Below are 10,889 nucleotides of genomic sequence, written 5' to 3' on the forward strand. Positions count from 1 at the left end.
ATCAGTGATGTTCGAGCATCGCGCGATCGACGATGCGGACCTGACGCCCGTTGAGCCCGATCGCGCCTTCGCGCTGCAGCTTCGAGAGCGTGCGGCTCACGGTTTCGAGTTCGAGCCCGAGATAGCTGCCGATATCCGCGCGCGTCATCGGCAAGAGAAGATCGACCGGATGTCCGCCGGATGACGTTGCGCCCGCGTCGAGGCGTTCGGCGAAATCGAGCAGGAACGCCGCGACGCGTTCGCGCGCGGGCATGGTGCCGAGCATCAGCGCGAGACGCGATGCGCGCACGATCTCCGCGCTCATGATCGCGAGCAGTTCGTGCTGCATCCCCGCGTATTCGCGACACAGCGGTTCGAGAATGCCGACCGGCATGATCCGCACGACGCTCGCTTCGAGCGCGACGGCGTCGCTTTCGTGCCGGTTCGTGCATATGCCGTCGAGACCGAGCGTTTCGTTTTCGAAGTGAAAGCCCGTGACCTGCGTGTGCGGCGCGCTGTCATCGTCGCTGCTGGGGAATGTCGCAACGGTCTTGAAGCAACCGCTTTGCACCGTATACAGGCTGCGCAACGGCTCCCCCGCGCAATACAACGCATCGCCACGCTCGACGGTGCGCGTCGGAAACGGGATCGCGTCGGTGTCCGAAAAGCGGACGTGCAACGTCGGCGCGCGCCGGGTCGAAGCGCCTGCATCGATTGAAGGTTCCATTGCGACTTCCTCCTTCAAGACCAGTATGGTTCACGAATGGAGGAAAAGAAAATCGGCCTGACTCGCGCGACCGTTTCAGAACTCGATATCGAGTTCGTCGATTTCCTCGGCTTCCTGTTGCGCATCGGCGATCCAGCGGCGCATCTCCGGCATCGCGAGAATGCGCTCGCCGTACGCGACGATATCGGCGTCGAGCTTGACATCGTAGGTCACGAAGCGCGTGACGACCGGCGCGAACATCGCGTCCGCGCACGTCCGTTCGCCGAACAGATACGGACCACCATACTGCGCGAGACATTCATGCCAGATCGTCACGATCCGCTCGATGTCGGTCTGCGCGCGCGCCCATACCTTGAAGCCCGGAAAGTGCGCCTTCAGGTTCATCGGCAGGGCGGAGCGCAGTGCGGCAAAACCCGAGTGCATCTCGCCGCAAATCGCGCGGCAATGCGCGCGTTCGGCGCGCTCCTTCGGCAACAGGCCGGCATCGGGGCATACTTCATTCAGATATTCCGCGATGGCGAGCGTGTCCCAGACCTTGATGCCATCGTGAAAGAGACACGGCACGAGTATCGATGGCGACAGCAAAAGCAGTTCGGCGCGCGCGCCGGGATCGTCGGCGGGCATCACGACTTCCTCGAACGGCAGTCCGCTGAACTTCGTGAGCAGCCAGCCGCGCAGCGACCAGGACGAATAGTTCTTGCTGCTAATGGTGAGCGTGGCGTTCGCCATGAGTCGTTCCTCGCGCGTCGTGCACCAAGACGGATCGAGCGCGGTGCGCCCAAGCACCGAAGCGCGGCAAAACGCGCTCGTGAATGGCATCTGTGCAAAGCCTATGCCAATCGCGTGACATATGAAGGCCCATGTAGCCATCGATTGGCATGGCTATTGCCTCCTTTCGTCGCCATGAATCCGTTCACCTATGCGGGCTATCAGGCCTGGTCCGATTCGATGCTGCCGATCCGCCACGCCGCCACGCTCGTCGAAGGCGCGCTGCGTGTCTGGAAGGATATCGGCGAGACGCCGCAGGCCCGCGGTATGGCGGCGCTCTGCGAACAGGTCGCGCTCACGGGCCTGACGCACGCGCGGCCGCCATTCGATATCGCGCCGGTGCAAGCCGAAGGCAAAACGATGCGCGTCGTGGAAGAAGTCGCGGCATCGACGCCGTTCTGCGATCTGCTGCATTTTTGCAAGGACGATGCGTCCATCGTGCAGCCGCGCGTGCTCGTTATCGCGCCGATGTCGGGCCACTTCGCGACCCTCTTGCGCGGCACCGTGCAGACGATGCTCGCCGATCACGACGTCTATATCACCGACTGGCGCAATCCGCGCGACGTCTCGCTGATGCACGGCCGCTTCGGCTTCGACGAATACGTGCAGCACATCATCGATTTCATCGAGACGATCGGGCCGGGCGCGCATCTGCTCGCCGTCTGCCAGCCGACCGTCGCGGCGCTCTCGGCGGTTGCGCTGATGGCCGAGGACCGGCATCCCGCCGAGCCGGCGAGCATGACGCTGATGGCCGGTCCCATCGATACGCGCGTGAACCCGACGCGCGTGAACGAACTCGCGAAAAGCAAGCCGATCGACTGGTTCGAGCGCAATCTCATCAGCATGGTGCCGTTCGGTTTCGCGGGCGCGATGCGGCGCGTTTATCCGGGCTTCGTACAGCTGGGCGCGTTCATGTCGATGAATCTCGCGCGTCACATCGAATCGTTCGAGGAGATGCATCATCAACGCGCGAAGGGCGACGTCGCGAAGGCCGATGCGATCCGCGTTTTCTACGAGGAATACTTCGCGACGATGGACCTCACCGCGGAGTTCTATCTGGAAACCGTCGACACCGTGTTTCAGCGGCACGCACTGCCGCTGAAGCAGCTCGAAGTGCGCGGCCGCAAGGTCGATCCGTCGGCGATCCGGCGCACCGCGCTTTTCACCGTCGAGGGCGAGCGCGACGATATCTGCGCCGTCGGCCAAACGCTCGCGGCGCAGGATCTGTGCGACAAGCTGCGGCCGTATCTGAAGGCGCATCATGTTCAGACGGGCGTCGGCCACTACGGCGTGTTCAACGGCAAGCGCTGGGAGCAGCAGATTTATCCGCGCATTCGCGCATTGATCCACGACAACGAGCCCAGTCCCGCCGGTGTGAATGCGCGCACGCAGCCGATGGTGCCCTTGCACGCAATCGCGCCGCTCGCACGCGAATCCACGGTCGCAGAGGATCAGGCGCAGACGGCGAACGCGGGCGATGACAAACAGGCGATCGCCGATCCCGAATAACGCTAGCTCGAGAGCGGCAGAACGATGCGCGACTCCGCGCCGCCGCCGTCGCGCGCGCGCAGTTCGAGCGTTCCGCCGTGCAGCCGCGCGATGCGCTCGACGATTGCAAGTCCGAGGCCCGTGCCCTTCGGCTGGCCTTCGCCGCCGCCGCGCTTGAACGGCTGCTTCAGCGCTTCCGGATCCTGACCGCCGAGGCCTTTTCCGCGATCCGCGATCACGACGCAGGCCGTGTTCGCCTCGCGATCTGTCCACGTCCGCACTTCCAGGCCGACTACGCCGTAGAGCACTGCGTTCTGCATCAGGTTCATGAGCATCCGCATCATGCTGATCGGCCTGAACGGGAACGGTTCGATCTCGCCGAGATCGAGCGCGAACTCGTGCCCCAGTCCGGCGAAATCGGCGGCCAGATTGGCGATCAGCGCGTTGAGATCGCCGACGACGGGCGTTTCCTTCGCGCCGCTGCCCGCGTAGTCCATGAACTGCTGAAGAATCGTATCGATGGTGTCGAGATAGCCTTCCGCCGATGCCGCGAAAGCCGCGTCCGTCGATGGCACGGCGGACATCGCCATGGCGAGGCGCAGCTTGGTCATCGGCGTGCGAATGTCGTGCGAGATGCCCGCGAGCATCAGCGCGCGCGTGGCGTCGGCTTCCTTCAGCGCGGCCGTCATGCGATTGAAGGCGCCGCTGACCTGGGCGATTTCCGTCGGACCGTCGGTCGGCAGGACGCCCGGCTCGCCGCCCGCGGACACGAGCCGAGCGGCATCGGCGAGATGCGCGAGCGGACGGTTCAGATGGCGCTGGATCAAGTACGCCGTCGCGAACGCGAGCGCGCCGAGTCCGAGCGAAAGGAAAAGGGCGGTCGCGAGGCCGTCGTCGTGCGCGGCTTCGGGCACCGGCAGCGCCAGCCAGCGCGGCTCGCCCGCCAGATGCGCGCGGATCCACAAGCGCTGCTGACCGTCGTCGGACGCTTCTGCGCCTTGCCAGCGCACGAGCATGTCGGCGGGCAGATGCGCGCGCAGGCTCTCGATGAACGTCCGGCGCTGATACGTTTGATAGAAGCGCAAGCGCGATCCCGGCGCCATGTCGCGCGCGCCGGCGGGCAGTTCGGCGCGAAGGTCGAGGTTCACGGCAACGCCTTGCGCGGCTTCGGGCGGCGAAGTTTTCAGGAGCGTATCGAGCGTGACGATATAGCTCGCGAAGGTCGCCGCCGCGCGCTCGATGCGCGGCGTCTGGATGAAATGGAGCAGCACGGCGATCGCGCACACCTGGCTCACCGCGACGAGCGCGACCAGCAGCAGGATGTTGCGCGCGAAGAGCGAGCGCGGCGCCCACTTCACGATTCGATTTCCGCGAGCAGCATGTAGCCGACGCCCCACACGGTCTTGATGAACCGAGGCTTGCCCGGATCTTCCTCGACGATCTGACGCAGCCGCAACACCTGCACGTCGATGCTGCGATCGAGCGCGTCGTGATCGCGGCCGCGCGTGCGGGCGATGAGGTTGTCGCGGCTGACCGCGCGGTTCGGCGACGAGCCGAGCGCCGTGAGCAACTGCATCTGCGCGGAATGAATCTCGAACGGCTCGCCGCCGCGATACAGCTTTTGCTTCGCGAGATCGAGGCGGAAATCGCCGAAACGGATGCGCTGCTGCGTATGCGTCGGGTCGCCCGCCGCAATCTTCTGGCGGCGCAGCAACGCACGCACGCGAGCGACGAGTTCCTGCGGCAGAAAGGGCTTGGCAAGGTAATCGTCGGCGCCGGTTTCGAGGCCGACGACCTTGTCGACCGGATCGCCTTTCGCGGTGAGCATCAGGATCGGCAGCGTCTGGCCTTCGGCGCGCAGGCGCTTGCAGACCGAGAGGCCGTCTTCGGGCTCCATCATCCAGTCGAGCACCAGCAGGTCGTAAGGCTCGCGCTGCAAATAGCGGTCGAGCCGCTTGCCATTTTCGACGACGCGTACCTCGAAACCCTGCGAACTCAGAAATCGCTGCAGCATGTTGCGCAACTCGGCTTCGTCGTCAAGCACGATGATCTTCGGCAGGGTTTCCATGGAGGCTCCGGGTCAGCGTTGCGCGGCGTGCTCGTGCATGAAGGCTTCGATTTGCGGCAGCGTGACGTAGCCGTTCTTCTGCGTGTCGATTTCGTCGAAGTGCTTGGCGACCATCGGCATGCCCGTGGATGCCTGCTCGCGCGTGAGCTTGCCGTCGTGCGTGGTGTTGGCGCTCGAAAAGCGCGTCTGCAACTGGCCGAGCACGTGTTCGAGGCGCGGGCTCGCGCCCATCGGCTGCGTAGCGGTCTGCGCGAACGCCGCGCCCGACGTGGCGCACGCCGCGCATGCCGCAAGGATGACAAGAATCTTTCGCATGGCTCTCTCCCCTGATTCGCTACGGATGAACGTCGACGGTGATGCCATTCTATTGAGCCGCGCCGCGAACGCAATCTTGGGGATGCTACGAATCATGTCGCCGTATTTCGCGTTCGATGCCGCGCATTCGCGCCGACATCCCGCGACATAAGTTACGACTCACGCATCGGGCAGGGCTTCGCTATCGTTCTCATCGCCGGCAGTTGCATTTCTTTGTTGCTGCCGTATTCAACGTCTCACGATGCATGAGGACTTCAACATGAATTGCCGTTTGCTCAGCGTTTCCGCCGTTGCCGCCATCAGCCTGACCTGCGCGAAGACCGCATCGGCTGGAACGAGCGTGCAGGTTTCCTACGTCGCGCCCGCCGTCGTTTACGCGCCGCCGCCGCGTCCCGTGTACTACTACGCGCCGCCGCCGAGGCCGCCGTATTACTACGTGCCCGCGCGCACGATCGTCGTCGAGCCGGCGTTCGCGCCGGTGGTGGTCGCCGCGCCGCCGCCTCCGCCGCCGCAGCCTGCCGTCATCGTGACGCCGTATGGAGTTGCGCCTGCCGTCAGAGTGACTTACGCGCAGCCGGTGCTCGCGACGCCCGTCGTCGTCATGCATTGATCAATGCGATCCACGGCCGCCTCCTATACTGGATGAACCGCATCGGCGCAACTGCCGATGCGGCGGCGAGCCCGGCGCGTCGCGCCGTTTCATGGCGTTCCAACAGGAGGATCGAGCCATGCTATTCATCGTCAACTGGACTGCGCAACCCGAGGCCGAACGACTCGCGGCCGAGCGATTCCTGCAAACTCGCGGCGCGCCGCCCGACGGCATTCATCTGCTGGGCCGCTGGCATGCGATCGGTTCGATCTGGGGTATCGCCGTGTGCGAATGCGACAACGTCGAGCCGCTCGCGCAATGGGCGCACGAATGGGCCGATTTGTTCATGTTCGACATCAAGCCGGCGATCACGGACGAGCAGGTCGGAAAAATGCTCGCCGAGTATGCGCAGCGACAGTAGCGGGGCAAGCGGCCCGATTCGTCGTACGAACGCGCGTCGAGAGCTTAGGGTTTGCGTGGCTTGCAGCGGCACGGAGAATGCCTCAACATCACAAATGTACTAGTTAGTTCAAATTTGAGCGCCATATTCGATCTCCGCGAAGTTGTTTCAAGCATGGCGCCGTCAAGGAGCGAAGCGTGACCCAATCCCCTACGAAAGAACCTTGCGTCATATCGGTTGCGATCACCGGCTCGGTGCCGCGCAAGAAAGACAATCCCGCCGTGCCGATCACGATTGCCGAGCAGATCGAAAGCACGCACGAGGCGTATGAGGCGGGCGCGACGCTCGTGCATCTGCATGTGCGCGACGAGGATGAACGATCGAGCTCGGACCGGCACAGGTTCGCGGAATTGCAGGAAGGCATCCGCAAGCATTGCCCTGACATCATCATCCAGTTCTCGACGGGCGGGCGCGGGCGTTCGTTCGAGCAGCGCGGCGCGATGCTGGACTTGAAGCCTGACATGGCGTCGCTCGCGACGGGATCGGTCAACTTTCCGACGATCGTCTACGAAAATCCGCCCGATTTCGTGCGCTCGCTCGCGCAGACGATGCTCGATCACAACGTGAAGCCCGAGATCGAGATCTTCGATCTGGCGATGCTCTATAGCACCGTCGATCTCGTGAATCAGGGTTTGTTGAAATCGCCTGTACACGTTCAGTTCGTGCTCGGCGTGAAGAACGCATTGCCCGCGCGACGCGAGATTCTCGAGTTCGAGGTCGAGCAGTTGAAGAAGAATCTGCCGGATGCCACGTGGACGGCTGCGGGCATCGGGCGCCATCAGCTCGAAGTGAATCATTGGACGTTGCAATTGGGCGGACATTGCCGAACGGGACTCGAAGACAACGTGCGCTGGGACAAGGACACGCTCGCGAAGAGCAATGCGCAACTCGTGAGCCGGGTGGCGTCGTTATGCGCGGAGTACGGTCGGCCGGTGGCGACGGCGAAGGAAGCGAGGAAGCTGTTGTCGATCTGAATTTCGATGGCGATGGCCGAAGCGCGCTTGCGGGAGACCGCGGGCGCGTTTTTGTTTACGCTGCGCAATATCGCTTCGCATGCCGAAATGTCATTCACGGCTCGCACTTCGCGTGCGGTGAAATACTGAGCATGGGACAGGCGGCTTGCGGTGCCTCGCGCGAAAATCTGCCTGACAAAATCTGCCTTACAATCGGTCTCCACCCTGACAAGCACGTCACGCGCGAACATGAACGAGCGTAAGTCATCCGGCCTCGCCGACCGGATTTATAGCGACATCCTCAACAGCATCATCGAAGGCGAGTTCAAGGAGGGCGACCGGCTCCTCACCGAACACGCGCTCGCGGAACGATTCGCCACCTCGCGTCCGACCGTGCGCGAGGCGCTCGCGCGGTTGCGCGCAGACGGCATCATCGTGACGCGGCGCGGATCGGGAACGATCGTGGGTCGCCGCCCCGATCCCGACGTGCGCCGCTTCGCTCCGCTGGAAACGCTATCCGACATTCGTCGCTGCTACGAATTTCGCGTGGTGACGGAGTCGGGCGCGGCGGAACTGGCCGCCGTCAAGGCCGAGGAGCAAGACATCCGCGCGATTCAGGACGCGTGGGACCAGCTCGAACGCGTCGTCGAAACGCAGGAGGGCATCGGCGCGAAAGACGATTTCGCGTTTCATCTCGCGGTCGCGCGAGCGTCTAAAAATCAGTTCTTCATCACCGTGCTGTCGTTCATCGAAGAACAGGTCGAAGTCAGCATGAACCTGTCACGCAACCTGTCGTACGTGAAGACGCTCGAACGCCAGCGTCTCGTTCAGAGAGAGCATCGCGAAATCCTTGAAGCGATCCGCGCGCGCGATTCCGCCCGAGCCGGGCAAGCGATGAAGGCGCACCTCGAGAACGCGGTCGAGCGCATGTTCGGTGAATAATTTCGACCCGACAGTTGTCACACAACCTTAGCCAACTTGCGATAAACCGGCTCCCTCCCGGCAAAGTTGTTTGACAACTTTAACCCGCCTTGCTACCTTCTGCGGACCTTTTCCGTCGATTCAGCGAGGCGTCATGAATACCGATCCCATCGTCGTCAGCGAGTTTTCCGCATCCGTCATGGCGGTGCCGCCCCTGGCGCGTCGCCCGGATTATTCGCTCGATCCCAAAGCCAACCGCAGGCTGATCGCTCATATCGAGGCCGGCGGCGTCTCCACGCTGCTTTACGGCGGCAACGCGAATCTGTACCACGTCGCCGTCAGCGAGTTCCGGGAGTTGCTTGACATGCTGGCCGAGTCGGCTGGTCCGCGGACTCGCGTCATTCCGGCCATCGGCCCTGACTACGGGAAGATGCTCGATCAGGCGCGCATCCTCGCGCAGACGGGCTACCGCACCGCGATGATCCTGCCGCTCGCGGGTTTCACCACGCCGGAGGGCGTCGCGCACGGCCTCAGACGTCTTGCCGATGTGGCCGGCATGCCGTTCACGCTCTATATCAAGAGCGAGAGTTACATCGACGTGGACGGGCTTGCCGGCCTCGTCGATGACGGCACGCTGCTCGCGGTGAAATACGCGATTCAGCGGGCCAATCCAGCGGACGACGGCTATCTGCGGCGCTTGCTCGAAAGCGTGCCGGCGTCGAAGGTCGTGTCGGGCATGGGCGAGCGCCCCGCGCTGGTTCACACGCGCGACTTCGGTCTCGCGTCATGGACGACCGGCTCGGGATGCATCGCGCCGCACGCAGTGATGGCGCTGCTGCGCGCCGCAAAAGCAGGCGGCACCGGGGCCGATTCCATCCACGAGCACTTTATGCCGCTCGAAACCCTTCGCGACGAAGTCTCGCTGATCCGCGTTCTGCACGACGCCGTGACCTTATCGGGCATCGCCGACATGGGCCCGATACTGCCGTTGCTGAGCGCGTCGCCTGAAGCTGCCTTGCCGGCCATCGAACGTGAAGCGCGCGCGCTGCTCGCATTCGATGAAACCCTCCGCGTCTCCGGGAAACGTGCAGGAAACCCCAGTTAAATACAGGTTAAAGCGGGAGGTAACAAGCGCTCGGGGTATATCCCGAGTCGGCTTGCAAAGCGCTATCGGCAGAGGAAAAAAGGCGGTTCGGCTGTTTCGGTAACAGCATCGGCGGGTTGCGATTTGCTTGACATCCTATAACCTCGTTAGCTATTTTTCAGCATCCAAGCCGCAACGAGGACGCACGCGCACGATAGACACGCAAGAATCAGAACGAAGTACAAACAGGCCGGCGATCAACACAATCGACAACATCGACGATCCGACCGGACCTCTTCCCGACCAGCGGTTGCGAGAGAAGTGAGGAGACAACATGGCTTTCAAGGCAGGACTGTCAGTGAAACTGGCGGCGATTTGCGTCGCCGTGAGCGCGGCTTTCGGCACGAGCGCGGCCCACGCGGCCGATCCCGTGTCGATCAACATCGTCGACGTTGCAGGCAATCTGCAACTGACGCAAAAGGGCTTCGAGGCGTTCAAGGCCAAGTATCCGGACCTCGTGTCCAGCATCACGTTCACGAATGCGCCGGCGCCGCAACTGCCGGGCAAGATCAAGGCGATGCAGGCGGCGGGGCGCTCGGACATCGACCTCGTCGTGACGGGCACCGACGCGCTCGCGGCCGGCATTCAGCAAGGTCTGTGGGAGAAGCTTCTGCCCGACAACGCCAAGGCATTCCCCGGCGTGCTCGACAAGTACGCGCCCGGTCCGCGCAAGATGCAGGACATCGCGCAGGGCTACGGTCTGGAAGTGACGTACATGCCAGCGGGTCCGCTGCTCGAATACAACCCGGCCAAAGTCACCGATGTCCCCAAGACGCCGGATCAACTGCTCGCGTGGTGCAAGGCGCATCCGAACAAGCTGATCTACGCGCGTCCGGCCAACTCCGGTCCGGGCCGCACCTTCCTGATGGGCCTGCCGTACGTGCTCGGCGACAAGGACCCGATGGACCCGATCAACGGCTGGGACAAGACCTGGGCGTTCCTCAAGCAACTGAACGACTGCATTCCGTACTACCCGGGCGGCACGTCGGCCGTGATGAAGGAGCTGGGTGAAGGCACGCGCGACATGACCGTCACCGTGACGGGCTGGGACATCAATCCGCGCGCGCTCGGCATCGTGCCGGCGGAATTCAAGGTCGGCGCATTCGACAACATGACGTGGGTCAACGACGCCCATTACATGGTGATTCCGAAAGGCGTGCCGAAGGAAAAGCTCGACGTGCTCTACAAGCTGATGAACTTCATGCTCGAGCCGGCGCAGCAGGCGCTGACATATGACGATGGCTATTTCTATCCTGGCCCGGCGGTGAAGGACGTGCCGCTCTCGATGGCGCCCGCGAAGAGCCAGGAAGTCATCCAGAAGTTCGGCCGTCCGGAATACGCGAAGCTCCTCGCCGACCGTCCGCACGTACTGCCGCTGAACGCGCAGGCGATGGTCGCCGCGTTCCAAAAATGGGACCGCGAAATCGGCGCGGCGAAGACGAAGTAAGTCGACGTATCGGTGTGATGAGACGGCGAC

At 63.3% G+C, this 10,889-nt stretch carries 12 protein-coding genes; 7 read left to right on the plus strand and 5 right to left on the minus strand.

Annotated features, from left to right (window positions below):
- Position 1 precedes the first annotated feature (1 nt).
- Both LDZ23_RS17655 and LDZ23_RS17660 read right to left on the minus strand, forming a co-directional pair.
- Positions 2-706: a Crp/Fnr family transcriptional regulator gene (locus LDZ23_RS17655; protein WP_008353439.1), complete on the minus strand. Its 705-nt coding sequence runs from the start codon at positions 704-706 to the stop codon at positions 2-4.
- Between the two features lie 75 nt (positions 707-781).
- Positions 782-1,435, minus strand: coding sequence for a glutathione S-transferase family protein (locus tag LDZ23_RS17660; protein WP_008353437.1), 654 nt, complete (start codon positions 1,433-1,435; stop codon positions 782-784).
- 174 nt (positions 1,436-1,609) lie between these two features.
- On the opposite strand from LDZ23_RS17660, the gene LDZ23_RS17665 reads away from it, so the two are divergent.
- Positions 1,610-2,983 carry a polyhydroxyalkanoate depolymerase gene (locus tag LDZ23_RS17665; protein WP_008353435.1) on the plus strand — a complete coding sequence of 458 codons (1,374 nt, stop codon included), beginning with the start codon at positions 1,610-1,612 and terminating at the stop codon, positions 2,981-2,983.
- Positions 2,984-2,985: 2 nt separating this feature from the next.
- Here the strand turns inward: LDZ23_RS17665 and LDZ23_RS17670 are convergent, their stop codons facing one another.
- From LDZ23_RS17670 to LDZ23_RS17680, 3 genes are read right to left on the minus strand one after another with little or no spacing between them, the layout of a single operon-like run.
- The gene (locus tag LDZ23_RS17670) at positions 2,986-4,320 is read right to left on the minus strand and encodes an ATP-binding protein (protein ID WP_008353433.1); all 1,335 of its coding nucleotides are present in this window, start codon (positions 4,318-4,320) and stop codon (positions 2,986-2,988) included.
- Positions 4,317-5,030 carry a response regulator gene (locus LDZ23_RS17675; RefSeq protein WP_008353432.1) on the minus strand — a complete coding sequence of 238 codons (714 nt, stop codon included), beginning with the start codon at positions 5,028-5,030 and terminating at the stop codon, positions 4,317-4,319. The genes LDZ23_RS17670 and LDZ23_RS17675 overlap by 4 nt, the downstream gene beginning before the upstream one ends.
- Positions 5,031-5,042: 12 nt before the next feature.
- Positions 5,043-5,345, minus strand: coding sequence for an EF-hand domain-containing protein (locus LDZ23_RS17680; protein WP_008353431.1), 303 nt, complete (start codon positions 5,343-5,345; stop codon positions 5,043-5,045).
- A gap of 259 nt (positions 5,346-5,604) precedes the next feature.
- On the opposite strand from LDZ23_RS17680, the gene LDZ23_RS17685 reads away from it, so the two are divergent.
- The 6 genes from LDZ23_RS17685 (at position 5,605) to LDZ23_RS17710 (ending at position 10,859) form a co-directional block, all read left to right on the plus strand.
- Entirely contained in the window at positions 5,605-5,955 is a 351-nt protein-coding gene (locus LDZ23_RS17685) for a hypothetical protein (RefSeq protein WP_144403665.1), read from the plus strand.
- Between the two features lie 118 nt (positions 5,956-6,073).
- Positions 6,074-6,355, plus strand: a complete 282-nt coding sequence (locus LDZ23_RS17690; RefSeq protein WP_008353429.1) for a DUF3303 domain-containing protein — start codon at positions 6,074-6,076, stop codon at positions 6,353-6,355.
- Positions 6,356-6,531: 176 nt separating this feature from the next.
- Positions 6,532-7,368: a 3-oxoadipate:acetyl-CoA acetyltransferase gene (locus LDZ23_RS17695; RefSeq protein WP_008353428.1), complete on the plus strand. Its 837-nt coding sequence runs from the start codon at positions 6,532-6,534 to the stop codon at positions 7,366-7,368.
- 228 nt (positions 7,369-7,596) lie between these two features.
- A complete protein-coding gene (locus tag LDZ23_RS17700; protein WP_008353427.1) occupies positions 7,597-8,289 on the plus strand; it encodes a FadR/GntR family transcriptional regulator in 693 nt (230 codons plus the stop codon).
- 133 nt (positions 8,290-8,422) lie between these two features.
- The gene (locus LDZ23_RS17705) at positions 8,423-9,373 is read left to right on the plus strand and encodes a dihydrodipicolinate synthase family protein (RefSeq protein WP_008353426.1); all 951 of its coding nucleotides are present in this window, start codon (positions 8,423-8,425) and stop codon (positions 9,371-9,373) included.
- A 313-nt stretch (positions 9,374-9,686) separates the two neighbouring features.
- Positions 9,687-10,859, plus strand: a complete 1,173-nt coding sequence (locus LDZ23_RS17710; protein WP_008353424.1) for an ABC transporter substrate-binding protein — start codon at positions 9,687-9,689, stop codon at positions 10,857-10,859.
- The last annotated feature ends 30 nt before the right edge of the window (positions 10,860-10,889 follow it).

This window comes from Caballeronia zhejiangensis (assembly GCF_022879815.1).
GTDB classification, from domain to species: domain Bacteria; phylum Pseudomonadota; class Gammaproteobacteria; order Burkholderiales; family Burkholderiaceae; genus Caballeronia; species Caballeronia zhejiangensis.

Excerpts from the sequence above, each read along its gene's own strand:
- LDZ23_RS17710 (WP_008353424.1), top strand. The coding sequence starts at position 9,687 with ATGGCTTTCAAGGCAGGACTGTCAGTGAAACTGGCGGCGATTTGCGTC.
- LDZ23_RS17675 (WP_008353432.1), bottom strand. The coding sequence starts at position 5,030 with ATGGAAACCCTGCCGAAGATCATCGTGCTTGACGACGAAGCCGAGTTG.
- LDZ23_RS17705 (WP_008353426.1), top strand. The coding sequence starts at position 8,423 with ATGAATACCGATCCCATCGTCGTCAGCGAGTTTTCCGCATCCGTCATG.
- LDZ23_RS17685 (WP_144403665.1), top strand. The coding sequence starts at position 5,605 with ATGAATTGCCGTTTGCTCAGCGTTTCCGCCGTTGCCGCCATCAGCCTG.
- LDZ23_RS17690 (WP_008353429.1), top strand. The coding sequence starts at position 6,074 with ATGCTATTCATCGTCAACTGGACTGCGCAACCCGAGGCCGAACGACTC.
- LDZ23_RS17660 (WP_008353437.1), bottom strand. The coding sequence starts at position 1,435 with ATGGCGAACGCCACGCTCACCATTAGCAGCAAGAACTATTCGTCCTGG.
- LDZ23_RS17700 (WP_008353427.1), top strand. The coding sequence starts at position 7,597 with ATGAACGAGCGTAAGTCATCCGGCCTCGCCGACCGGATTTATAGCGAC.
- LDZ23_RS17680 (WP_008353431.1), bottom strand. The coding sequence starts at position 5,345 with ATGCGAAAGATTCTTGTCATCCTTGCGGCATGCGCGGCGTGCGCCACG.
- LDZ23_RS17665 (WP_008353435.1), top strand. The coding sequence starts at position 1,610 with ATGAATCCGTTCACCTATGCGGGCTATCAGGCCTGGTCCGATTCGATG.
- LDZ23_RS17655 (WP_008353439.1), bottom strand. The coding sequence starts at position 706 with ATGGAACCTTCAATCGATGCAGGCGCTTCGACCCGGCGCGCGCCGACG.